19 protein-coding genes are annotated in these 23063 nt (G+C 67.3%); 3 read left to right on the top strand and 16 right to left on the bottom strand.

From position 1 onward, the window contains the following. Nucleotides 1-11: 11 nt before the first annotated feature. The 4 genes from ACQR10_RS28950 to ACQR10_RS28935 form a co-directional block, all read right to left on the bottom strand. A complete protein-coding gene (locus ACQR10_RS28950; RefSeq protein ID WP_316216338.1) occupies nt 12-344 on the bottom strand; it encodes an MAPEG family protein in 333 nt (110 codons plus the stop codon). Nucleotides 345-486: 142 nt separating this feature from the next. Beyond that, complete coding sequence (locus ACQR10_RS28945; RefSeq protein WP_434893954.1) at nt 487-1509, bottom strand: NADP-dependent oxidoreductase; 1023 nt, start codon at nt 1507-1509, stop codon at nt 487-489. Nucleotides 1510-1694: 185 nt separating this feature from the next. Then, complete coding sequence (gene guaB, locus ACQR10_RS28940; protein WP_316182664.1) at nt 1695-3182, bottom strand: IMP dehydrogenase; 1488 nt, start codon at nt 3180-3182, stop codon at nt 1695-1697. A gap of 262 nt (nt 3183-3444) precedes the next feature. Next, a complete protein-coding gene (locus ACQR10_RS28935) occupies nt 3445-3693 on the bottom strand; it encodes a hypothetical protein (RefSeq protein ID WP_434912157.1) in 249 nt (82 codons plus the stop codon). Between the two features lie 135 nt (nt 3694-3828). Here ACQR10_RS28935 and ACQR10_RS28930 point away from each other — a divergent pair, with 135 nt between their 5' ends. Next, nucleotides 3829-5316 carry an MDR family MFS transporter gene (locus ACQR10_RS28930; RefSeq protein ID WP_434912156.1) on the top strand — a complete coding sequence of 496 codons (1488 nt, stop codon included), beginning with the start codon at nt 3829-3831 and terminating at the stop codon, nt 5314-5316. 14 nt (nt 5317-5330) lie between these two features. On the opposite strand, the gene ACQR10_RS28925 is transcribed toward ACQR10_RS28930, so the two are convergent. Then, complete coding sequence (locus tag ACQR10_RS28925) at nt 5331-6524, bottom strand: sialate O-acetylesterase (protein ID WP_316216335.1); 1194 nt, start codon at nt 6522-6524, stop codon at nt 5331-5333. A 200-nt stretch (nt 6525-6724) separates the two neighbouring features. Here ACQR10_RS28925 and ACQR10_RS28920 point away from each other — a divergent pair, with 200 nt between their 5' ends. Next, a complete protein-coding gene (locus tag ACQR10_RS28920; protein WP_316216334.1) occupies nt 6725-8104 on the top strand; it encodes an O-antigen ligase family protein in 1380 nt (459 codons plus the stop codon). On the opposite strand, the gene ACQR10_RS28915 is transcribed toward ACQR10_RS28920, so the two are convergent. The 11 genes from ACQR10_RS28915 to ACQR10_RS28865 form a co-directional block, all read right to left on the bottom strand. Further along, on the bottom strand, nt 8089-9147 hold the full coding sequence (locus ACQR10_RS28915; RefSeq protein WP_316216333.1) for an acyltransferase family protein: 1059 nt from the start codon (nt 9145-9147) through the stop codon (nt 8089-8091). The two genes, ACQR10_RS28920 and ACQR10_RS28915, sit on opposite strands and share 16 nt — an antisense overlap. Before the next feature lie 300 nt (nt 9148-9447). After that, nucleotides 9448-11424: a glycosyltransferase family 2 protein gene (locus tag ACQR10_RS28910; RefSeq protein ID WP_316182655.1), complete on the bottom strand. Its 1977-nt coding sequence runs from the start codon at nt 11422-11424 to the stop codon at nt 9448-9450. Next, nucleotides 11424-12644 (bottom strand): hypothetical protein, encoded by a 1221-nt coding sequence (locus ACQR10_RS28905; protein ID WP_316216332.1) that lies wholly within the window; start codon nt 12642-12644, stop codon nt 11424-11426. The genes ACQR10_RS28910 and ACQR10_RS28905 overlap by 1 nt, the downstream gene beginning before the upstream one ends. Next, nucleotides 12641-14116 carry an HlyD family secretion protein gene (locus ACQR10_RS28900; protein ID WP_316216331.1) on the bottom strand — a complete coding sequence of 492 codons (1476 nt, stop codon included), beginning with the start codon at nt 14114-14116 and terminating at the stop codon, nt 12641-12643. The genes ACQR10_RS28905 and ACQR10_RS28900 overlap by 4 nt, the downstream gene beginning before the upstream one ends. Nucleotides 14117-14314: 198 nt before the next feature. Next, on the bottom strand, nt 14315-15814 hold the full coding sequence (locus tag ACQR10_RS28895; RefSeq protein WP_315805044.1) for a tripartite tricarboxylate transporter permease: 1500 nt from the start codon (nt 15812-15814) through the stop codon (nt 14315-14317). Next, nucleotides 15814-16308, bottom strand: coding sequence for a tripartite tricarboxylate transporter TctB family protein (locus ACQR10_RS28890; RefSeq protein WP_316216330.1), 495 nt, complete (start codon nt 16306-16308; stop codon nt 15814-15816). Before ACQR10_RS28890 ends, ACQR10_RS28895 begins: the two co-directional genes overlap by 1 nt. Continuing rightward, nucleotides 16305-17273, bottom strand: coding sequence for a Bug family tripartite tricarboxylate transporter substrate binding protein (locus ACQR10_RS28885; protein WP_316216329.1), 969 nt, complete (start codon nt 17271-17273; stop codon nt 16305-16307). Before ACQR10_RS28885 ends, ACQR10_RS28890 begins: the two co-directional genes overlap by 4 nt. Before the next feature lie 165 nt (nt 17274-17438). Continuing rightward, a complete protein-coding gene (locus ACQR10_RS28880; protein ID WP_316216328.1) occupies nt 17439-17801 on the bottom strand; it encodes a hypothetical protein in 363 nt (120 codons plus the stop codon). Between the two features lie 80 nt (nt 17802-17881). Further along, nucleotides 17882-18160: a DUF3551 domain-containing protein gene (locus ACQR10_RS28875; protein WP_316216327.1), complete on the bottom strand. Its 279-nt coding sequence runs from the start codon at nt 18158-18160 to the stop codon at nt 17882-17884. Nucleotides 18161-18260: 100 nt separating this feature from the next. Beyond that, the gene (locus ACQR10_RS28870) at nt 18261-18956 is read right to left on the bottom strand and encodes an RlmE family RNA methyltransferase (protein WP_316182643.1); all 696 of its coding nucleotides are present in this window, start codon (nt 18954-18956) and stop codon (nt 18261-18263) included. 110 nt (nt 18957-19066) lie between these two features. Beyond that, nucleotides 19067-20140 (bottom strand): Ppx/GppA phosphatase family protein, encoded by a 1074-nt coding sequence (locus ACQR10_RS28865; protein ID WP_316216326.1) that lies wholly within the window; start codon nt 20138-20140, stop codon nt 19067-19069. A 200-nt stretch (nt 20141-20340) separates the two neighbouring features. On the opposite strand from ACQR10_RS28865, the gene ACQR10_RS28860 reads away from it, so the two are divergent. Continuing rightward, the gene (locus tag ACQR10_RS28860; protein WP_316216325.1) at nt 20341-22716 is read left to right on the top strand and encodes a xanthine dehydrogenase family protein molybdopterin-binding subunit; all 2376 of its coding nucleotides are present in this window, start codon (nt 20341-20343) and stop codon (nt 22714-22716) included. Nucleotides 22717-23063: the final 347 nt, after the last annotated feature.

Here is a 23063-nt window from a genome sequence, read left to right as displayed (position 1 = left end):
AGTATCCAGTCTCAGATCAGGAGAAGCATCTTCAGGGCGAAATACAGCCACATCGCCAGCAGCACCAGCGCCGAGGCGGTCCAGGCCAGCCCGCGCTTGTCTGCCCCACTGATAAAGCCGGCATTGACGAAGCGGGTGACGACGAACACCCAGGACAGCAGCACGATCACCAGATCGGCATGGCGCAGCGGCAGCGCAAGCGCGATCAGGGCATAGAACAAAGTCGGCAGGCCGAATTCATCGGCGGCATCCGTGGCTTGCGCCTTCCTCTTATTCCAGAACAGCAGCGCGAAGGTCAGTGCAACCTCGACGAAAACGGGCAGCAGCACCATGGGCAGCGACATCGACAATCCCCCCTTGGGAAAAGTGAAGGCCCGGCATGATGCCGGGCCCTCGTGGATGAACCGGTTCCCTCAGGACTCCCGATAAGGGGCTGTGGTTCCCGTGATTTTACGGTCGCGCTGAAGAATCACATCAAGTGTGGCTTCAGGCCTTGTCCGGCCCGACCCGTACCAGCTGCTTGCCGAAATTGGCGCCCTTGAGCAGGCCCATGAACGCCGCGGGCGCGTTCTCCAGGCCCTCGGTGACGTGCTCCTTGTACTTGACCTTGCCGTCGCGGACCCAGGCCGACATGTCCTTGAGGAAGTCGCCATGGCGGGAGGCGAAGTCGGAGACGATGAAGCCGCGGATCAGGAGCCGCTTGGTCAGGACGTTGCGCATCAGCGCGCCGGCCCATTTCGGCGCCACCGACTGGGTATCGTTGTAATGGGCGATCAGGCCGCAGACCGGCATGCGCGCGAAGGCGTTGAACAGCGGGAACACCGCCTCGAACACCGCCCCGCCGACATTCTCGAAATAGACGTCGATACCCTTCGGACAGGCTTCCTTCAGCTTGGCGGCGAGATCGGGGTCGCGATGGTCGAGACAGTCGTCGAAGCCGAACTCGGATTTCACGTAGTCGCACTTGTCCTTGCCGCCGGCGATGCCGATGGCGCGGGCGCCCTTGATCCTGGCGATCTGTCCGACCGCCGAGCCGACCGCGCCGGAGGCGGCGGCGACCACCACGGTCTCGCCCGGCTTGGGCTGGCCGATGTCGAGCAGGCCCGTGTAGGCGGTCATGCCGGGCATGCCGAGCACGCCGACGGCGGTCGAGATCGGCGCGAGGCTCGGGTCGATCTTCGCAAGACCCTTGCCGTCGGAGACCGCATGCGTCTGCCAGCCGGCGCGCGCCAGCACGATGTCGCCGGCCTTGAAGCCGGGATTGTTGGAGGCCGCCACCTCGCACACGGTCCCCGCCTCCATCACGCCGCCGACCGGCACCGGCTGGGCGTAAGACGGCCCGTCGCTCATGCGCCCGCGCATGTAGGGATCGAGCGACAGCCAGATCGTGCGCAACAGCACCTCGCCGGCGCCGGGAGTCGGGATGGTGTGCTCCTCGAGGCGGAAATCAGACGGCTTGGGCTCGCCGACGGGACGGGACGCGAGCACGATGCGCTTGGCTTGGGACATGGTGTTTCCTCTTGTTTGTTGATGTGGCGTTCGGCGCCGACCCCACGGGAGCCGTCATTGCGAGCGAAGCGAAGCAATCCAGGGCCGCGCGCGCAACCCCTGGATTGCTTCCGCCGTCGCCCTTCGGGCTATGGCGGACAAGTCGTCGCTTCGCTCCTCGCAATGACGGAGAGAGCGGTGGTTGTTTACACCCCGCCCGGATAGTTCGGGCTCTCGCGGGTGATCGTCACGTCGTGGACGTGGCTTTCGCGCAAGCCCGCGCCGGTGATGCGGACGAACTCGGCCTTGCCGTGGAATTCGGCGAGATCCTTGGCGCCGACATAGCCCATCGCCGCGCGCAGGCCGCCGGCGAGCTGGTGCATGACGTTGCCGACCGGGCCCTTGTACGGCACCTGGCCCTCGATGCCCTCCGGCACGAGCTTCAAGGTGTCCTTGATGTCCTGCTGGAAGTAGCGGTCGGCCGAGCCGCGCGCCATCGCGCCGACCGAGCCCATGCCGCGATAGGCCTTGTAGGAGCGGCCCTGCCACAGGAACACCTCGCCGGGCGTCTCGTCGGTGCCGGCGAGCAGCGAGCCGACCATGGCGACATCGGCGCCGGCGGCGAGCGCCTTGGCGAGATCGCCCGAGAACTTGATGCCGCCGTCGGCGATGACCGGCACGTCGGCCTTCTTGGCGGCTTCCACCGCATCCATGATCGCGGTGAGCTGCGGCACGCCGACGCCCGCCACGATGCGGGTGGTGCAGATCGAGCCCGGGCCGATGCCGACCTTGACGGCGTCGGCGCCGGCGTCGATCAGCGCCTGCGCGCCGTCGCGGGTGGCGATGTTGCCGGCGATCACCTGCACGGCGTTGGAGATGCGCTTGATGCGGTTGACGGCTTCCAGCACGCGCGAGGAATGGCCGTGCGCGGTGTCGACCACGACGAGGTCGACGCCGGCCTCGATCAGCTTCTCGGTGCGCTCGAAGCCGCCCTCGCCCACGGTCGTCGCCGCGGCGACGCGCAAGCGGCCCTGCGCGTCCTTGCACGCGAGCGGATGCGCGACCGCCTTCTCCATGTCCTTCACGGTGATCAGGCCGACGCAGCGGTACTGGTCGTCGACGACGAGCAGCTTCTCGATGCGGTGCTTGTGCAGGATCTTCTTGGCCTCGTCCTGGCCGACGCCCTCGCGCACGGTGACGAGGTTCTCATGCGTCATCAGCTCGGAGATCTTCTGCCGCGGATCGGTGGCGAAGCGGACGTCGCGATTGGTCAGGATGCCGACCAGCTTGCCGGGGATGCCCTTGCCGCCGCCGGTGACGACCGGAATGCCGGAGAAGCCGTAGTCCTTCATCAGCGCCAGCGCGTCGGCCAGCGTCGCCTCGGGCGAGATCGTCAGCGGGTTGACCACCATGCCGGATTCGAACTTCTTGACCTGGCGCACCTGCGCGGCCTGACCCTCGGGATCGAAGTTGCGGTGGATCACCCCGACACCGCCGGCCTGCGCCATGGCGATCGCCATACGCGCCTCGGTGACGGTATCCATGGCGGAGGCCATGATCGGAATGTTGAGCGGGATCTCGCGCGTCACGCGCGAACGGATGTCGACCTCGGAGGGCAGCACATCGGAGAGGCCCGGCTTCAGGAGCACGTCGTCGAAGGTGAAGGCTTCGCGAAGTGTCTGGACGGTCGCCATCGTCAACTCCTTGTCTGCGGCCGAACGGCCGCGATGCGGTTACGGATGAGCGGCGCCGCCGTCGAGACCATGCCTCGCCGTCGAATCGGAGCCCATCGGTGGGGTTGACGCGGGTCGATAGCATGGGCCTGTGACGAATCAAAGGGCCGATCCGCCGTCCTCCCGCGATTGCGAATGACGGCGCGGATCGGCCCCTGATATGGCCCGGAGACGCAATAAACGGTCGCGAAAGCCGCGATTCCGGGGCAGAAGTTCCGCGGCTCTAGCGCCAGGCGCCGGGCGGCGGTCCATAGCGGCGGATGGCGTCGACCACCTCGCGGTGCCGCCGATCCTCGCGCCGCATGCGGACGGCGATCAGGGCGTGCGCCGAGGGCACCAGCAGCAGCACGTGGAAGAACAGGCCGAGCACCAGGCAGACCACGCACAGCAGCAGGTTGAAGATGGCCGCCAACGGCTGCCCGTTGAGCAGCAGACCCAGCGGCGGCACCAGGGCGGCGAGCAGGTAGATCATCGGCACATCTCCCAAACCATAGGACGCGACAGCGTCGCGCTGCATTTGGGGGGCCATGCCGGCAGCGCAATGGCCCCGTTCGTCGCAGGGTGTTAAAGCCGCCGCGCCGGCCCCGCCTTCCCCTCCCAGGATTCGATGAACAAGCAACGAATCATTCCGCTGATCGTCGCCACCGCCCTGTTCATGGAGAACATGGACTCCACGGTGATCGCGACCTCGCTGCCGGCGATCGCCAGGGACATCGGCACCAGCCCGCTGACGCTGAAGCTCGCCATCACATCGTATCTGCTGTCGCTGGCGGTGTTCATCCCGGCGAGCGGCTGGACCGCCGACCGGTTTGGCGCGCGGCGGGTGTTCTCCAGCGCGGTCGCCGTGTTCATGATCGGCTCGATCGGCTGTGCGCTCGCCAACTCCGTCGAGAACTTCGTGTTCGCGCGCATCCTGCAGGGCATGGGCGGCGCGATGATGACGCCGGTCGGACGTCTTGTCCTGTTGCGCTCCGTCGACAAGAGCGCGCTGGTCGGCGCGATGGCCTGGGTCACGATCCCCGCGCTGATCGGCCCGGTGATCGGGCCGCCGGTCGGCGGCTTCATCACCACCTATTTCTCCTGGCACTGGATCTTCCTGATCAACATCCCGATCGGCATCGTCGGCATCATCATGGCGCTGCGCTTCATCGATCCGATCAAGAGCGACAATCCCGAGCCGTTCGACCTTACTGGCATGGTGCTGGCGGGCATCGGCCTCTCCGGTCTCGCCTTCGGCCTCTCGGTCGCCGGTCTCAACCTGCTGCCGTGGTCGGTGGTCGCGAGTCTCGTTGCGATCGGCGCGATCTCGATGACGCTCTACGTCCGCCACTCCTGGCGAACCAACTCTCCTGTGCTCGATTTCTCGCTGCTGCGGCTGCCGACCCTGCGCGCCTCGATCGTCGGCGGCTTCATGTTTCGCCTGGGCATCGGCGCCCTGCCCTTCCTGCTGCCACTCTTGATGCAGCTCGGCTTCGGCCTGTCGCCGTTCCAGTCCGGCCTCGTTACCTTCGGCTCCTCCGCCGGCGCGATGGGCATGAAGGCGCTGGCCGCGCGGCTCATCCGCGCCTTCGGCTTCCGCCATCTGATGACGGTCAATGCCGTCGTCAGCTCGGTCTTCCTCGCCGCCTGCGCGCTGTTCACGCCGGCGACGCCGCTGCTGCTGATCCTGATCATTCTCGTCGTCGGCGGCTTCTTCCGCTCGCTGCAGTTCACCGCGATCAACACCGTCGCCTATGCCGAGGTCGAGACCGCCCAGATGAGCCGCGCCACGACGCTCACCAGCGTCAACCAGCAGCTCGCGATCTCCGCGGGCGTCGCGGTCGGCGCGTTCTCGGTGGAGACCACGATGTGGATGCACGGCGCGAGCCAGCTCACCGCGGCGTCCTTCGCGCCCGCCTTCATCGTCGTCGCCATCACCTCGGCGCTGTCGTCGATCCTGTTCTGGCAGATGCCGGATGACGCCGGCAGCGAGATCTCGGGCCGCAAGGTCGCGGCGATCGCCAGTCGCAAGGGCGCCGAGAAGGGCGCGGAGAAGGCCGCCAGGAAGTCGGCGAGCGAGACCACGCAGGATGCGCGGGATCAGCGGCTGGGGTAGCGGCTGCTCTCCACTCAATGTCTCCGCCCGCCGGACTTCCAGAATTCGGCGAGGCGATCGGCCCACATCCGCGCGTGAAGCTCGGTGCCGGCGTGGCTCATGTGGCAGCGGTCGTGGCGCAGCGGAAGGCCGATCTGGTCGGTGTCCGGCCCCGGATAGACGCCGGTCGCAGGGTTCGGCACGGCGGCCTGCGCCGACCGGATGATCTCGTCGGGAACGCTGCCGCAGAGCGTCGCCGTGGCGACGAAGATCGGCGCGGTCACGTCGGCCGCGCGCAGCCCGGCCACGATCTCGAGATCGTTCCGCAAGTAGGACAGCCGTCCCGCCTCCTTCATCTTCGCGGTGACCTGCAATTGCGTGCCGTCCTCCGCGCCATTGGTCGAGAAGGCGAAGGCGTTGGACTCGCCCTGATGCCAGAGCACCGCGCTCGGCTCGAGATTGGCCTCGCGCAGGCCGGCGATGGTCGCGAGCAGCACCTCGAAATACTTGCCGCCGCGGGCCCGCCACTCCTCGAGATAAGTCCCGCCGATCGCAACGGGGGCGATCACGACCGTCTTCGCCAGTCCGCGATCGATCAATTCGTCGCCCAGCCGCGTGGCGACGTTCTCGCCCTCGCCCGGCGTTCCCAGCAAGGGATTGCGCGCCACGTAGCAGCGGCCGTCGAAGCGGTCGAAATTGTAGAACCGGTTGTGCGGCTGATAGAGCCGGCCGCTCTGATCGGGCGCGCCGGTGTTGGAGATGTTCGATTGGCCCGCGGTCAGAAGCACCACCAGCCCCTCGCGCGGAATGGCGTCGCAGGCAATCGGCGTCGCCCTGGCGCGCACCGCCTCGTTGTCCGGCAGGAGACAGCGCGAGGCGCTGCCGCCCGCGATGAAATCCGCGTCAGAACCGTACAGCGCACGGGCCAGGTTGCGTCCCTGCAGCAGGGTCTGCACCTCCGGATCTCCGCTGGCGCCATCGATACGACGGTCGATGTCGGCAAAGGCGGCGCGCCGCGTGCGCACCTGCTCCAGCAGTGTCAGGAAGCCTGGGGCGGTCGAGACGGGTCCGACGGCGCAGGGAACGCAATTGCCGTCGTGCGATTTGGCCGAGGTGGTCGGCTGGCAGACGTCGCGGGGCGGCAGCACCTCCGCGGCTCCTGCCGTCGCAGTCAACGAGACGGCCAACCACGCGGCGACAAGCGTGGCCACGATTACGCGTCGCATCATGCTCGGATCATTTCTTTCGTCGCCTCGGTTGACGGCCGCCCCAGGCGCCGGGCCTCTGACTTTCCCGGCCATGCGGCTGTCCCAGCCATGCGCGCCGGCACGGTCTCGTTCGAACGTGCGTCGGGAGCCCGGGTTTTCCATTATAGTCCGACTTCATGAAAGAGAGCCGAATCGACCCGCAGCCGCTTGCGGCGATGGCGATGAACTGTTGGCCGTCCGCGCTTCTCCTGGCAGCGACGGCGCTCGCCGTGCCCGCACTCGGCGGCATCGTCAGGCCGGCTTTCGTGCTCGGCTGCGCGGTCGCCGGCTGGTTCGCGTGGCGTCGCAGCCCCGCAGCCCACGTGCAGTCGGCGATCCTGATGTTCGCCTTCGCTCCTTTCGTGCGCCGCCTGGTCGACATCTCCGCGGGATTCGATTCGTCCGGCATCATGCTGAGCGGCCCGCTGCTGTTCATCATCGCGCCAGTTCCGAGTCTGGTGCTCTCGCCCTCGGACAAGGACAGGCCGGGCAATCCATGGCTCGTGGCGCCCTTCATCGTCCTCGCCTGCATCGTCTATGGCGGCGTGCTGTCGATATTCCAGAACGACTGGTTTAACGCCGCCAATGGCGGAATGAAATGGGCCGCGCCCGTGCTCTATGCGATCGCCCTGCAGCAGCGGTCGCGATCCGACGGCGCCCTGCTCGATGCAATCACGCGTGTCTTCCTGCTGGTGCTGCCGGTCACCGGCCTCTACGGCATCTGGCAATATGTCGATCCGCAAGGCTGGGATCGGTTCTGGATGGTGAATGCCAGCATCACCTCGGCCGGCTATCCGCTGCCCTACATGGTCCGCGTGTTCAGCACGATGAACGGCCCCGCCAGCTACGCGACCTTCACGGCCACCGGCCTGCTGCTGGTGGGCTTCCTGCGCCCGGGATGGCTGTCGATGGCGGCGATGGCGCCCGCAGCACTCGGCCTTTTGCTGTCGCTCTATCGTACCAGCTGGATCACGCTCGCGGTGGGCGTGCTGTTCTGCATGCTGCTCCCCGCGACGCGGCGTCGCGCCGTATCGATCACGGTCGGACTGGTCGGCGCGGTGATCGTCACCGTCATGTTCACGCCGTTCGCGGAGGTCATCACCTCCCGTCTGGAATCGCTCGGCAGCGTGTCGCAGGACAGCAGCGGCAGCGAGCGGCTGGATGAGTTCGTCACGCTGTGGAATGCGCCGAACAGCATGGTCCTGGGATCGGGCTTCACCATCACCGACGTCGGCGTCGCGGGCGCGATGCCGATCGACGGGCAGATCATCGCAAGCTGGGTGACGATGGGCATTCCTGTCGGACTGATCTGCCTCGCGGCCTATGTCTGGGTCGGGCTCGCCGCCACCGGAGCCGCGTGGCGGATGCCGACGCGCGAGGGCGCCGTGCTCGGGGCGCTCGCCATCAGTGCGCTCTTGGTTCAGCTGCCGCTGACCAGCATCTCGTCCGGTGAGGTCTCGACGCTGTTCTGGATGCTCGTCGCCATGGCCTGTCCGCTCGACCAGTCGGCCGGCGCAGCACGGCGCACCGTCGCCGCGCGGCAGCATCAGGCCGGCGCCTGATCGGACGTTGCAACGCGCGGCGTGATCGCCGCAGTCTGCGGCTTGCGGGAGGCCAGTGGTGCGAGCCCGAAGACGGCCAGCAGATTGAGCCGCCGCAGGATGGCATGCGCGATCAGAGGAAGCACCACGCCGGCCACCGTTCCGGCCAGCAGGTAGACCCATGGCAATGGCGGGATGTGCAGCTTCAGCATGATGATCCGCACGCCCGAGCCGGCAAGGATGTGCAGCACATAGATCGTCATCGACGCGACGCCCGCGGCCGCAAGCCAGCGATGGCGCGTCGGCGCGAGCAGCTTGCAGAGCCCGACCGTGCCGGCGATCCCGAGCACACAGGCCGGCAGGGAGGCGAGCCCGTTGGCGTCCATGCCGGACAGCTGGCCGCCCAGCGCCACTGCGGCCGCAAACGCAATCCCGATCACGACCGGAGAGGACCAGCCGAACGGCCGCCATTCCGCCACCACGCGGGTGCCGTAGATGCCCGCAACGTAGAACGGCAGATGATGCAGGGTGAGTGCGAGGTCAGGCCGGATCGGCAGCGCGAGGAACACGCCGAGCCCGGCCAGCGCGAGCGTGATCAAAACCGTCCGCGACGGAACCAGCACCGCGAACACATGGCAGATCATCAGCGCGTAGAGGAACCAGAACTGTGCGATCGGACGATACCAGATCGCGGCGAGATCTCCGGGATAGATCGGGATGTTGGCATCCCGCGCCAGCAGCATCGTGATCCCGCCTTGGATCAACGACCACAGCACGTAGGGATAGGCGATGGTCCAGAGCTTGGAGGTGAGGAAGGAACGCGCGCCGCGCCGCAAGCTGTGCTGCACGTTCAAGCCGGCCAGGAAGAAGAACAGCGGCATGTGGAACGTATAGAGCGTGTAGTCCATCCAGCGCGCGACGGCTCCATCCGGGAAGATGCCCGGGCGCACGAGACCGCCAAGCACATGACCGTACACCACCAGGATGACGCCAAGGCCACGCGCGAAATCGATCCACGCCGTGCGCGCGGTGTCAGCCGTTGCCCTCTGCGTTCCAGCGTCCATGCCCGACATGTCCTGCTTCTGTCGCGCAGCCCGCGTCCAGTCCGCGATGCTGCGAAGTCAGCGCGCCCCAAGTCATATCGCAGCCGGCTTTGCAACGCCGTCGGCGGCTGCAAGGACATCGGGGGTATTCTCGCGTTAGTCTTAACCAACCGATAAGCCTCTGCCGGATGGCTGCACCTCCGCCGGGGATCGCGACCGAAGCCAGGCACGAGGTGGAGACGCTCGCCATCCCGCCCGGCCGGTGGGTACGCTGCCGCCTGCGGCGGCTGCTTTGCCCACCCTACCGCTGGATCCGGAACGTCAGCGACCGACGAAGCCGCGGCGCGCCAACCCTGCGAGGGCCCCGCGCAGGCGGGCGCGGCCGGTGATGACGCCGCAAGAGGAGCTGAACAGGCGGACGACCAACTGGCGCCGCTGCGCCTCGGTCGGGTGCATGCGGAGGTGCATCGTCGTCCTGGAAACATCGCTCACCGAGGCCTCGATCCATCCGAGGCCGTCGAGATGCACCGGCAGCAGCGCCCCTGGCCGCATCGTTCCGCGGCCGCGCGACCGGGCCACGCGTGCCGACGACAGAGACAGCGCCTCGATCTTGCACGGCACGACCTCGCCGTTCTGCGCCAGCCAGCCCGCCTCGTCGCTCGGAAACAGGTCCTCGCCGCGCGGCAGCTCGAAGCAGACGAGAAACGCGATGAAGGCGATCAGCATCGCGATGCCGGCCCATAACAGATTGAAGTAGTCGATCGACGAGATCTCGCTGGCTGCATTCGGCGACACGAACGCCCAGACGATGGCCGCCGCCGAGCTCGCGGCGATCGCGCCGAAAATCGCGGCGAGCTTGCCGTGGACGCGCGGCTTGGAGCGGTCGCCGCCCTTGTCGGTCACCTTGAAGGGGCGGCCGAACGGCCGGACCAGCGCGCTGAGCAAGGTGGCAGTGACGGCAAAGCAGGTCACTGCATGGGTCGCTTCCATGAACAGCGGCAGGGTCTTGGAACGCGAGATCCAGCCCATGTAGATGATCGTCCCGAGCAGCGCCGGCACGCCGTAGCGCAGGAACGACAGATAGTCGGCCTCGAACGCCGGCAGCCCGGCGAACCAGTAGATCGGCGGCGCGATCAAAAGCAGCACCATGAACGGCTTGCAGGCCCAGTTGAGCACGCCATGCAGGAAGTGCCAGCGCTGGGTGAAGCTGTAGCCGCGGCTGCGCAGCGGGCCATCGCGCAAGAGCGCGACCTGGATCGTGCCGAGGCACCAGCGGGCGCGCTGGGTGATGTATTCGGGCACGCCTTCCGCCGAGAGGCCGAAGCTGAGCGGCTCGTTCAGCCAGACCGTGCGATGGCCGCGCTTGAGCAGCGTGTAGGTGAGGTTGAGATCCTCGGAGATCGCCGCATGCGGGAAGCCGCCGATCTCCATGAGCCGCTCGCGGCGGACGACGAAGGAGGTGCCGACACAGAACGCGCAGCCCCAGGCATCCTTGGCCGGCTGGAACACGTCGAAGAAGAAGCGCTGGTCGTCGACCCAATGGCCTGATGACAGCAGATTGTGCTGGATCGGATCGGGGTTGTAGTAGAATTGCGGCGTCTGCACGACGGCGATATCGGGCTCGGACAGCAGCAGGCCGACCGTGCGCTGGAGAAAGTCACGGCGCGGGGCGAAGTCGGCATCGAGCACCAGGATCACCGGCGCGTTCGACAGCTGCGCCGTCGCCGCAAGCGCGTTGTTGAGATTGCCGGCCTTAGCGCCCTTGTTGTCGGGCCGCGTCAGATGGCGCGCGCCGACCTCGTCGCAGAACGCGCGGAGCCGATCACGCCGGGTGTCGTCGAGCACCCAGACGGTCTTGTTGGGATGGTCGAGCGCGAGCGCGGCCAGGATCGAGCGCTCGACAATCTCCATGGGCTCGTCATAGGTGCAGATGAAGACGTCCACGGCCGGCTGCTCGCCCCGTGCCGCCAGCGCGCGCTGCGCGGCGTCGGCCTGTCCCGAGCGGTCGACGCTGCGGGTCAGAATCAGGATCGACATCAGCGTGTAGGAGATCGCCACGATCTCGAGCGTGATGAACAGCCGCGGCCACAGCGCCTGCAGGGTCAGGTCGAACACCGGCAGCGTGTCGTGCCAGCGCCATAGCGTGTAGATCAGGAGGAACGACGCTGCGGTAGCGCCGAACAGCAGGCGGTCGCGCCGGCGCGTCGGATCGAGCAGGCGAGCCATCACGAGGAGCCCGAGCAGGACTCCGAGATCGGTGGTCAACACCGAGGCGTCATTGCTGGGGAGCGGAAACATCAGGGCACCCTTGCGCCGGTGAAAGGATTCCAGCCGGTCTCGGCGAGCACGGCCCAGGCGGTGGCACCGAGATGCGGACGCTTGTAGTAGAAGAAGTCCTGGATGGTGGTGGCGCCCGTCGGATCGATCGACAGCCCCGTGGTGAGGCGCGCGTTGCGCGTCGCGTTCAGCAATCCCGTTGCCGTGCGGTCGGCACGCAATCCTGCAAGCAGCCGCTGGCCGGCGGCGGCATCTCCGACCATGCGATAGGCCAGCGCCGCCTGCGCGGTGCCCTCGACCCAGACGCCGTCGCGATCGCCGTTGAAATCGAAGCCGCCGTCGACGGCGAGATGAGTTTCGGCAAAGCGCAGCGCCCTGCGCCAGTCGGGCGCATCCGTCACCGCCATCCACGGCCAGAGCTGGACGTCGAGCGCGAGCAGATTGCCGTCGGCGAGGTGGCCGTCGGGCTTGGTGCCGAGCAGGAAGTGATCGCCGCGGAACGTGCGATCGAGCAGCCGGCGCGCCGTCTGCGCGGCATCCCGATAGCGCGGCTCCGATGTGATACGAGAGAGCCAGGAGGCCACGGCGTAGACATCGGCATTGTGCTCGGTCGACATCCAGCTGAGGCGCACCTGCTGCGGATCGTAACCGTGATAACCGCCGCTAAAGCCGTCCGCGCCGTTCGTTGCGTGGGCCATGATCCAGTCCATCAGGCGCCGCGCGCCGGACAGGTAGTCCTCCTCACCGGTCGCCTGATGCAGCGTCAGCAGCGCCAACGCTGCCCAGGCAACGTTGCCGGTCGCGGTGCCGTCCTGCGCGGCGTCCTCGCCCCAGATCTTCTTGTGGTCGTCCCACCAGCCCGGCAGCAGCGCCGCGCCGGGGCCGACAGGACCGGCGCGATAGGCGTTACGCAGGCGGCCATCGCCGAAGCTGCGATCATGAGCGGCGGCATGCACCAGCGCGTTGCCGATCACGCGGCCCTCGTCGACGCGACCGCATGCGACCAGCGCGATGGCGGCCAGGGCGTTATCATAGGTGAACGCCGTCGTCGAAAGGCCGAGCGGCAGCCCCTCCTCGTCGGCACCCGGCTCGTAGCTGCGGATGAACGCCGCGTCACGGCCGGCGAGGCCAGGCTCGACGGCCTGCATCAGTCCCGCACAGAGCGACGACGTCTCGGCGCGCATCGGCGATGCGCCGCTGAGCAGAGCGATCACCGCCATCGCCATGGAGAGAAGCCTCATTGTGCCGAGACCGCGCGCGCTGTCGGCAGCCACTGCTCGTCGAAGACCGGCTGCTGCGCCGGGTGCGACCGCAAGGCGGAGTCGAGCTTGCTGACGCCGGCACGGCGCGTCGCTTCGTCCGGCTCAGACGGGTCCAGATCGGTCAGCGACGCAACGAGGTGGCCGAGCCGGCGCCATGTCACCGACATCGACGGCACGATGCCATTGTCGCGCGTCACGGTGACCCACTGCCCCACCGTGCAGGCCGGCGTCGCCGCGGAGGTCGGCTGCGCTGCCGGCTTTTCGTCTGCGGCGTCAGGCGTGATCATGACGTAGAGCTCGCGCCGCTCGGTCTGCGGAAATGGCACGGCAAAGCGCTCGTCGACCTTGTCGCTCGTCTTCGGCAGCACGGCGCTGACGATGCCGCTATGGAAGCCGCCGCCATCGATGCGCACCTTGGTGCCCGGCTTCATCGCTTCGCCCTGGCGATAGGAGAAGATCGCGACCACGAAGCGCTTGTCACAATCGACCACCGAGGCGATCGTATCGCCGGCGCTGACGTGGCGTCCGGTGTCGGCGCCCACCGCCAGCACCTTGCCGGGACCGGGCGAGAGCACGTCCGCGGCAGCGAGCCGCGCCAGCCGCGCGCGCTCGGACTTGATCAGGCCCTCGAGATCCTCGAGCACGGCGGCCTGCTGCTTCTCCTCGATCTCCATCCGCCTTGCATCGAGATCGATGTCACGGCGCTTCTGACTGAGCATGTTCAGCGCGACCAGATCCTCGCCGACATAGACGCCGGCGTCGAGCGCCTCCAGCTGCGCCAGCTTCTGGTTCAGCTTGGCAGTCTGCGCATCGGTGTCGTGCAGCGCCGCCGCATATTGCTGCTCGGTCGGCTTCAGCATCTCGACGCTGGCGGCATCGCGCGCGACCATGCGGTTCTGGCGGTCGACGATGGCCTTCTTCTCGCTGCTCTGCGCGTTCGACTGCGCGACGCGGGCCCGCAGCTCCTCGATCTGGGACTGCAACTGCGCCTTCAACTGACCGGCCTGGCTCGCGATCTCCTGATCGAGCGAGCTGACATAAGCGACGTCAGACTGATGCTTGGCGCGTGTGGCATCGAGCTTCTGACGCGCGTCGCCCGCCTTTTCTTCCAGCGAGATGAGCGTGGTGCGGTCGAGCCGCGGATTGGTGATCTCTGCGAGGCGGTGGCCGGACCGAACCTCGCCACCCGGCTTGGCCGTGAGCGAATCGACCTGGCCCGCGATCGGGGACGTCAGCAGCATCACCGGCGCATCGACCACGGCGCGATCGGACTGGTCGGCCACGATCGGCGGCACCACCGCGGTCAGCATCAACGCCGAAAGGATGCCGGCCACACCGAGCGCCGACACCCTGAGGATCACGGGATGGCGCGGCGGCTGGGTTGCGGTCTTTGGAGCGGCGGGACGTTGCGCGGGGGCTGGCTTGAAACCGTCATCGAAGCGATCGGTCATCGGGTCTCTTTCGGTTTGGGGTGACACGCCCCGAAAGACGCTTCCTCAGCTGATCCGGAGTTCCAGGCTCCGGTCTCGATGGCTCAACCCAAAACCGGATCGCGGGCACATCGTTTCACGCCGCGCCCGATCTCCGCGCTCACCTCCGGTCACGTTATGTTGCAGTGCGATGGTGCGGTTTCCGCTTGCGCGCCACACTCAATCCTCATTCGCCTTGAAGCGGCCGAGTCCCTTCAAGATGAACGGCGCGATCAGCGCAATCAGCGCAACCACCAGAAGCGTTGCAGAGATCGGCGACTGCAGCAGGGTCATGGGATCCCCGAGGCTGATCGCGAGCGCCCGCCGCAACTGGCTCTCGGCGATCGGCCCGAGGATGAGCCCGACAACGACCGGCGCAATCGGGAAATCGAACCGGCGCATCAGGAAGCCGAGCACGCCGAAGCCGGCCAGCATCGACAGTTCCACGACCGAAGGCTTTGCCGCGATCGTGCCCATGGTCGCGAACACGAGGATGCCAGCATAGAGCCAGGGTGTCGGGATCGCGAGCAGCTTCACCCACAGCCCGACCAGCGGCAGGTTGAGGACGAGCAGCATCGTGTTGGCGATGAACAGGCTCGCGATCAGGCCCCAGACCAGATCGGGCCGCTCGGCAAACAGCAGCGGTCCCGGATTGAGGCCATATTGCTGGAAGCCCGCGAGCATCATCGCGGCGGTCGCCGAGGTCGGCAGGCCGAGGGTCAGCAGCGGCACCAGGGTGCCCGCGGCCGAGGCGTTGTTGGCGGCCTCAGGGCCGGCGACGCCTTCGATCGCGCCCTTGCCGAACTGGTCAGGATATTTGGTCAGCCGCCGCTCGGCCGAATAGGACAGGAAGGTGGGAATCTCGGCGCCGCCCGCCGGCAGCGCGCCGATCGGAAAGCCGAACAGCGTGCCGCGCAGCCACGGCTTCCACGACCGCTTCCAGTCCTCGCGCGTCATCCACAGCGAGCCCTTGATGGCCTCGATCTTCTCCTCGCTATGGTGACGGCGCGAGGCGACGTAGAGCGCCTCGCCGACCGCGAACAGGCCGACCGCCAACGTCGTCACCTCGACGCCGTCGAGCAGTTCCGGCACGCCGAAGGCGAGCCGCGCCTGCCCCGTCAGCTTGTCGATGCCGATGAGACCGAGCGTCAGCCCGATGAACAGGCTGGTGAGGCCACGGATCGGTGAATCGCCGAAGGTCGCGGACACCGTGACGAAGGCGACGCACATCAGCGCGAAGTAGTCCTCCGGACCGAAGCGCACGGCGATGTCGACGAGGTAAGGCGACAGGAAGGCGAGACCGATGGTGGCGATGGTGCCGGCGACGAAGGAGCCGATCGCCGAGGTCGCCAGCGCCGGGCCGCCGCGGCCGGACTTGGCCATCTTGTTGCCCTCGAGCGCGGTCGCCATCGAGGCGCTCTCGCCTGGCGTGTTGATCAGGATCGCGGTGGTCGATCCGCCATACATGCCGCCATAATAGATGCCGGCGAACATGATCAGCGAACCGCCGGGATCGAGCTTGTAGGTGACCGGCAGCAGCAGGGCGACCGTGAGCGCCGGCCCGATGCCCGGCAGCACCCCGACGGCGGTGCCGAGGAACACGCCGACCAGCGCATAGAGCAGGTTCATGGGCTGGACGGCGATCGCCATCCCATGCGCGAGCGCGGCAAAGGTGTCCATCAGAGCAGTCTTTCGAGCGGACCGGCGGGAAGGCTCAGGGTGAGGAGACGGTCGAAGGCGAGATAGATCATGGTCGTCAGCACGGCGCCGATGACGAGATCGGTGACGAAGGCGCGCCGGCCGAACGCGGCCGACGTCGTCACGAACAGCGTCGTCGTCGCCAGGATGAAGCCGCCGCCGAAGCCGATGATCGCGATCAAGAGCGCAAGGCCGGCGAGGATCAGCAGCACCGCAACCGGATCGGAGCTCTCGCGCGGCGGCATGTTGCCCCTGACGGCATCGATCAGATTGGCCAGCGCAAGAATGCCGAGCCCGATCGCGATCACGACCGGCATGACCTGCGGGCCCATGCCGTACATCGTGGTCGCCGGGATCTGATTGGCGTCGTAGACCAGCACGAGCGCAACGGCCGCGAGCAGCGCCGCAATGACGATGCCGGCCTTGTCGACGCCTCCCGAGGCGGGTGTCTCGGCGCCGGCGCGCTCCGTCGTCATGATTTGACGAGGCCGACCGACTTCAACACGTCGGTGACGCGGACGTTCTCCTTTTTCAGGAAGTCGGCGAACGCATCCCCCGGAAGATAGGCGTCGTCCCAGCCCTTCTGCTTCAGGATCTCCTTCCAGGCATCCGACTTCACCATCTTCTCGACGGCGTCGCTGAGCACCTTCTTCTGCTCCGGCGTGATGCCGGGCGGCGCGACCACCGAGCGCCAATTCGCGAGCACGAGGTCGATGCCCTGCTCCTTGAAGGTCGGGATGTCGACCCCGGGAATGCGCTTCTCCGAGGACACGCCGATCGCGCGCAGCTTGCCGCTCTTGATCTGCCCGTCATACTCCGACAGGCCGGAAATGCCCGCCGTGACCTTGCCGCCGAGGATCGCCGCCAGCGACTCGCCGCCGCCCGAGAACGGGACGTAGTTGACCTTCTTGGCGTCGGCGCCGACGGCGCCGGCGAACAGCGCCGCCATCACGTGATCGACGCCGCCGGCCGAGCCGCCGGCGAAGGTGACCTTGGCGATATCGGCCTTCAGCGCCGCGGCGAGGTCCTGCGCCGTCTTGATCGGCGAGTTGGCCGGCACGACGATGACCTGGATCTCCTCGGTCAGCCGCGCGATCGGCGTCACCTGCTCCAGCGTCACCGGCGACTTGTTCATGGCGAGCGCGCCGACCATCACGAAGCCGTTGACCATCAGCTGGTTGCCGTCGCCCTTGGCGCCGGTGACGAACTGCGCGATGCCGACGGTGCCGCCGGCGCCGGCGACGTTGGTCACCTGGACGCTGCGCGCCACGCCCGACGCCACGAAGGCCTGCTGCATGGCCCGCGCGGTCTGGTCCCAGCCGCCGCCGGGCGCGGCCGGCGCCATCACCTTCAACTCGAGTTGCTGGGCGAAGGCCGGAGGACCGGCAAGCACGGTCAAAGCGACGACGGCGCCGAACAGGCGCGTACAGAGCGAATTCAAAGCGGTCCTCCACGGTCGGCCGAACGAACGGCTCGCGTTTCTTTTGCCTCTCAGGAGCGGCATTTCAGCGGGAAATGCGGCCCCTGTCCAGACGGGATTGCTCGCGCCGTCGCCTGCGTTGCAGCAACAGCCCCGGGAGAACGAGACGGATGCGGGAGGAGCGGCCTAACCGCAGGTCCAGACCATCCCCACCGGCGTCCGCGTCCAGCACGGGCCGAAGCTGCCGCCGTTGTAATGGCCGCGATAGAAGCCGGGCTGGCCGAAGTAATGCCACTCGCCGTTGTAGAGCATGTATTTCGGCGTGCCGTCGATGTACCAGTGGCGGCGGCTGCCGCGCGGCGGCCCGTTACGCATCGCCTCCTTGTCGGCATAGAGCGGCAGGCTGTTGTTGGGCGGCTGCTTGTAGCCGGGCAGGAAGCCATAGCCCTGCCAGCGGTGCGCCTTGCGCTTGTGCGACGGCGCGGCGGTCGCGATTGCGGGCAACAGCAGCAGGAGCATCACGATCGAGACGATGAAACGATGCGGCATGGCGTCAGCCCGATGGAGAGGAGGTCGCGAATCTTCAGTCCGATTGCGGCACGGCAACGGCCGCAGCGTCATGACATGTTTCAGCGATGCCGCCGATGCGCGCGGCGCGGCGGAGGCGACGGCGGGGCGTAGAACGGATTGAGGTCGCACATCGCCGCCCGGCCGGACGCCGTCGCGCGGCACTGCGGCAGCGACGTATAGCTGCAGTCGATCCACTCGCCACCGCCAAACCGGCCGCCTTCATAGACCTTCATGCACACGGGATAGCGCGGATCGTAGGCCTGGGCATGAGCCGGCCCCGACATGGCCGAGCCCACCATCAAAGCGACCGCGACAGCGCTGCAGGTCAGGACACGCATTCGGGGACCTCCGGAAGGGGTCTCGTCGGCCCAAGCCGATTCCCGAGACCGTGTTGCATCTGCTCTGTATCGCCGGCGCGGGCCGCTCGCAATGACGCCATTACAACAGGTCGGCCTGCTCTCCGCCGCGGAAACCCATCGCCAGCACGTAGCGCTCCGACGAATCCTGCCGGCTCGCCGCCGGCTTGACGTGGCGGACGCTGGCGTAATCGCGCTTGAGCTGCGCCATCAAGTCGGCATCGGCGCCGCTCTGGAACGTCTTGGCGAGAAAGCTGCCGCCCGGCTTGAGCACCTCGCTGGCGAAATGCGCGGCAAGTTCGACGAGACCGACGATGCGCAGCTGGTCGGTCTTGCGGTGGCCTGTGGTGTTGGCCGCCATGTCGGACATCACCACGTCGGCACGGCCGCCGAGCATCGCGCGGAGCTTTTCCGGCGCATCCTGGGCATGGAAGTCGAGCTGGGTGAAGGTGACGCCGGGGATCTCGCCCATCTCCAGCAGATCGATCGCGATCACCTTGCCCTTCCCGGCTTCGGCCCCGACCCGACGCGCCGCGATCTGGCTCCAGCCGCCGGGCGCAGCGCCGAGATCGACCACCGTCATGCCGGGCTTCAGCAAGTGATACTTGTCGTCGATCTCGAGCAGCTTATAGGCCGCGCGCGAGCGGTAGCCGTCGCGCTTGGCCTTCATGACATAGGGATCGTTGAGCTGGCGCTCCAGCCAGAGTTTCGAGGACAGCTTTCGCTTGCCTCCGGTCTTGACCTGCACATGCATGCGGCCGGTGGTGTCTTTTGCCATATGGGTCTCAATGGTCGTGACCAGATGCCGACGACGACGGATCGTTCGACAACAAAGATCCGACAGCAGCTAGTCGGCTCACCCTCCCATGGAGGGGGAGGGTGAAGAATTTACGCCGTCCTGAGCGCGCCGTCCTCGCGCATCATCTCGACCAGCATGCCCTCGCGCAGGCCGCGATCGGCGACGCGCAGCCGCGGCAGCGGAAACGCCAGACGAATCGCGTCGAGAATGGCGCAGCCCGCGAGCACGAGGTCGGCGCGGTCGATGCTGATGCAGTTGTTCTCGGCGCGCTCCTGGTAGCTCATCGCCAGCAGCTTGGCGATCGTCGTCGTGATGTCGGCATCGTTGATCCAGATGCCGTCGACCCGGCGCCGATCGTAGCGCGCGAGGTTCAGATGAATGCCGCCGAGCGTCGTCACGGTACCGGAGGTGCCGAGCAGATGCATGCCGGAGAGGTCGCCGCCATTCTCGGCCGCGAACGGCCCGACATGCTCGGCCACGGCCTCGACCATGGCGGCATAGATCTCCGGTGTCACGTCGCGACCGCCGAAGCGTTCGGCCAAGGTCACGACGCCGAGCGGGATCGACATCCAGGCCTTGATGCGCGGCTCCGCGTTGCGGTCGGCCGGGTCGCGCGCGATCCGCACCAGCTCGCTGGAGCCGCCGCCAATGTCGAACAGGATGGCCCCGCGCCCGCCCGGATCCAGCAGCGGCGCGCAGCCCTTGACGGCGAGTGCCGCCTCGGTCTCGCGGTCGATCACCTCGAGCTCGATGCCGGTCTCGGCCGCCACCCGGCTGCGGAACCCGTCGGCATTGGCGGCGGCGCGGCAGGCTTCCGTCGCGATCAGGCGCAGGCGGCTGGCCTTCTTGGATTGGATCTTGTCCCGGCAGATGCTGAGGGCGGCAATGGCCCGATCCATCGCCGCGTCGCTGATGCAGCCGGTGGTCGAGATGCCCTCGCCCAGCCGGACGATGCGCGAGAACGAGTCGACCACGCGGAAGCTGTCGCCCGAAGGACAGGCGATCAGGAGCCGGCAATTGTTGGTTCCGAGGTCCAGGGCCGCGTAGACGCTGCTGCCATTGCTGGCGCAGGAAGGCGTTGCGACGTCCAGACCCGGACGCAAGCCGGGCTCCAGGTTCCCGCGCGGCGTGGGACTCTCCCGCAGCCGCGTGTCATTGATCATTCAAATGTCTTTCCGCTGGCCGGACCGGCCCAGATGGAAGTTCTCTTTCCCTAGACATTATCAGTGGATAGCGCCGGCGCAACAGCCCCTCCGTCAGGCGTGATGCACCATTCCTAATCAACCGTTGTCCGGCCGCGGGCGCTGCACTATCTGGGAACAGCCCGCATTTGCGACCAATCCAGCCCGTTGGGTCCTCATCCATGCAAGATCACACCTCCCCGGCCTCCCTCGAAAACGCGATCGCGCTGCAGAAATTCGGCGTCGGGCAGCCGGTCCGGCGCAAGGAGGACGACACGCTGGTGCGCGGCCACGGCAAATATACCGACGATTTCAACCTGCCCGGCCAGGCCCATGCCTGGATCGTGCGCTCCAGCCATGCCCACGGCATCATCAAGGGCATTGATACCGCGGCCGCAAAGGCGATGCCCGGCGTGCTCGGGGTGTGGACCGGCGCCGACCTCGCGGCGGCCGCCTATGGCCCGTTCACCTGCGGCCTGCCGCTGAAGGGCCGGGACGGCTCACCGCTGCTGCAGACCAATCGCCCGGCGCTGGCGACCGACAAGGTGCGCTTCGTCGGCGACCCCGTCGCCTTCGTCGTGGCGGAAACCGCCGCGCAGGCCCGCGATGCGGCCGAGGCGGTCGAGCTCGATATCGAGCCCCTGCCCGCGGTCACCAATGCCGAGGAAGCCGCTAGGCCCGGCGCGCCGCTTCTCTACGACCACATCCCGAACAACGTCGCCCTCGACTACCACTATGGCGACACCGCCAAGATCGAGGAGGCCTTCGCCAAGGCGGCGCACGTCACCAAGCTCGACATCGTCAACACCCGCGTCGCCGTGGTGTCGATGGAGCCGCGCGTTGCGCTGGCGGCCTTCGACGGCAAGACCGAGCGCTTCACCTTGCAAGTGCCGACCCAGGGCGTCTCCGGCAACAAGGCAACGCTCGCCAAGATCCTCAACGTCGCGCCGGACAAGGTCCGCATCCTCACCACCAATGTCGGCGGCTCCTTCGGGATGAAGAACGTCTCCTATCCCGAATATGTCTGCATCCTGCATGCGGCCAAGGCGCTGGGCCGTCCGGTGAAGTGGCGCGACGAGCGTACCACGGCCTTCCTGTCCGACAGCCAGGGCCGCGACCAGATCATCCATGGCGAGCTGGCGCTCGACGCCGACGGCAAGTTCCTCGCTGTCAGGCTGTCCGGCTACGGCAATCTCGGCGCCTACATCATGGGCGTGGCGCCGCTGCCGCTGTCGCTCAACACCGGCAAGAACCTCGCCAGCGTCTACAAGACGCCGCTGCTCGGCGTCGACATCAAGACGGTGCTGACCAACGTCACCCTGATGGGCGCCTATCGCGGCGCCGGACGGCCCGAGGCGAACTACTTCATGGAGCGGCTGATCGATACCGCCGCGCGCGAGATGGGCATCGACCGCCTCACCATCCGCAAGCGCAACTTCATCAAGCCGAGCCAGATGCCGTTCCCGGCGGCGTCCGGAGTCACCTATGATTCCGGCGACTTCGCCGCGGTGTTCGAGAAGGCGCTGGAGGTCTCGGACTACGCCGGCTTTGCCAGGCGCAAGCGCGAGAGCCGCAAGAACGGCAAGCTGCGCGGCATCGCGGTCGGCTCGTATCTCGAGGTGACCGCGCCGCCGTCGGGCGAGCTCGGCAAGATCACCTTCGACGCCGATGGCGGCGTGACGCTGACCACCGGCACGCTCGATTACGGCCAGGGTCACGCGACCCCGTTCTCGCAGGTGCTGTCGGCGCAGCTCGGCGTGCCCTTCGAGAAGATCCGGCTGGAGCAGAGCGATTCCGACCTCGTTCGCTTCGGCAACGGCACCGGCGGCTCGCGCTCGATCACCGCGACCGGCCAGGCGATCGTCGAGTCCTCGCAGCTCGTCATCGCCAAGGGCAAGCAGGCGGCGGCGCATCTGCTCGAAGCCTCGGAAGCCGACATCGAGTTCGCGAGCGGCCAGTTCACCATCGCCGGCACCGACCGCAGCATCGACATCATGGAGCTGGCGCGGCGCATGCGCGAGGGCAAGATGCCCGAGGGCGTGCCGGCCTCGCTCGACGTCGACCACAATTCGACCGCGACCGAGTCGACGTTTCCGAACGGCTGCCATGTCTGCGAGGTCGAGATCGAGCCCGACACCGGCGTCGCGCAGATCGTCGCCTACACCGCGATCAACGACTTCGGCACGGTGATCAACCCGATGATCGTCGCCGGCCAGCTCCATGGCGGCGTCGCGCAGGGCATCGGCCAGGCGCTGATGGAGCACCTGCGTTACGACGAGAGCGGCCAGCCGATCACGGGATCGCTGATGGACTACGCGCTGCCGCGCGCCTCCGACGTGCCGATGATGACGGTCGACAACCATCCGGTGCCGGCGAAGTCCAACCCGTTGGGCACCAAGGGCTGCGGCGAAGCCGGCTGCGCCGGCTCGATGGCATCCGTGATCAACGCGGTGATCGACGCACTGTCCGACTACGGCGTGAAGCATCTCGATATGCCGCTGACCACCGAGAAGCTCTGGCGCGCAATCCAGGACGGCAAGGCGAGGACCGCGGCGTAGAACCGTCGTCTTCGGCGCATCGCCGTCGCTTTTGCCTGATCAAGCCCGGCCCGAACGGCCGGGCTTTCGTTTGCGCAGATGGCAGAGGATCCGTTCGCACGGCGACGTTGCCGCGCGCCGGTCTCAAGCTCCCTCCATACGCGATCGCCCTGCCCGCAGCGGGGGATGCCAATCGCGATCACCGCAGCAGGCGTGCGGAAAAATCGCTGAATTGCGGCAGAACCGATGAAGTCATCCGGTTATTTTCGCCGGGATTCGTCCCTGAGTTCCATCCCTTTCGACTATCGCGAGCGTCCCGATCTTCCTTAGGTTGCTGCAACGCCGGTTGGCATCTTCAACACACGCCG

Origin of the sequence: Bradyrhizobium sp. HKCCYLRH2060 (assembly GCF_051168135.1) — a bacterium.
In the GTDB taxonomy this organism is placed as follows: Bacteria; Pseudomonadota; Alphaproteobacteria; order Rhizobiales; family Xanthobacteraceae; genus Bradyrhizobium.
The sequence above is the reverse complement of the archived record's forward strand: the minus strand, read 5'-3'. Positions and strand labels throughout refer to the sequence as shown.

Excerpts from the sequence above, each read along its gene's own strand:
- ACQR10_RS28950 (WP_316216338.1), bottom strand. The coding sequence starts at position 344 with ATGTCGCTGCCCATGGTGCTGCTGCCCGTTTTCGTCGAGGTTGCACTG.
- ACQR10_RS28945 (WP_434893954.1), bottom strand. The coding sequence starts at position 1,509 with ATGTCCCAAGCCAAGCGCATCGTGCTCGCGTCCCGTCCCGTCGGCGAG.
- guaB (WP_316182664.1), bottom strand. The coding sequence starts at position 3,182 with ATGGCGACCGTCCAGACACTTCGCGAAGCCTTCACCTTCGACGACGTG.
- ACQR10_RS28935 (WP_434912157.1), bottom strand. The coding sequence starts at position 3,693 with ATGATCTACCTGCTCGCCGCCCTGGTGCCGCCGCTGGGTCTGCTGCTC.
- ACQR10_RS28930 (WP_434912156.1), top strand. The coding sequence starts at position 3,829 with ATGAACAAGCAACGAATCATTCCGCTGATCGTCGCCACCGCCCTGTTC.
- ACQR10_RS28925 (WP_316216335.1), bottom strand. The coding sequence starts at position 6,524 with ATGATGCGACGCGTAATCGTGGCCACGCTTGTCGCCGCGTGGTTGGCC.
- ACQR10_RS28920 (WP_316216334.1), top strand. The coding sequence starts at position 6,725 with ATGAACTGTTGGCCGTCCGCGCTTCTCCTGGCAGCGACGGCGCTCGCC.
- ACQR10_RS28915 (WP_316216333.1), bottom strand. The coding sequence starts at position 9,147 with ATGGACGCTGGAACGCAGAGGGCAACGGCTGACACCGCGCGCACGGCG.
- ACQR10_RS28910 (WP_316182655.1), bottom strand. The coding sequence starts at position 11,424 with ATGTTTCCGCTCCCCAGCAATGACGCCTCGGTGTTGACCACCGATCTC.
- ACQR10_RS28905 (WP_316216332.1), bottom strand. The coding sequence starts at position 12,644 with ATGAGGCTTCTCTCCATGGCGATGGCGGTGATCGCTCTGCTCAGCGGC.
- ACQR10_RS28900 (WP_316216331.1), bottom strand. The coding sequence starts at position 14,116 with ATGACCGATCGCTTCGATGACGGTTTCAAGCCAGCCCCCGCGCAACGT.
- ACQR10_RS28895 (WP_315805044.1), bottom strand. The coding sequence starts at position 15,814 with ATGGACACCTTTGCCGCGCTCGCGCATGGGATGGCGATCGCCGTCCAG.
- ACQR10_RS28890 (WP_316216330.1), bottom strand. The coding sequence starts at position 16,308 with ATGACGACGGAGCGCGCCGGCGCCGAGACACCCGCCTCGGGAGGCGTC.
- ACQR10_RS28880 (WP_316216328.1), bottom strand. The coding sequence starts at position 17,801 with ATGCCGCATCGTTTCATCGTCTCGATCGTGATGCTCCTGCTGCTGTTG.
- ACQR10_RS28875 (WP_316216327.1), bottom strand. The coding sequence starts at position 18,160 with ATGCGTGTCCTGACCTGCAGCGCTGTCGCGGTCGCTTTGATGGTGGGC.
- ACQR10_RS28870 (WP_316182643.1), bottom strand. The coding sequence starts at position 18,956 with ATGGCAAAAGACACCACCGGCCGCATGCATGTGCAGGTCAAGACCGGA.
- ACQR10_RS28865 (WP_316216326.1), bottom strand. The coding sequence starts at position 20,140 with ATGATCAATGACACGCGGCTGCGGGAGAGTCCCACGCCGCGCGGGAAC.
- ACQR10_RS28860 (WP_316216325.1), top strand. The coding sequence starts at position 20,341 with ATGCAAGATCACACCTCCCCGGCCTCCCTCGAAAACGCGATCGCGCTG.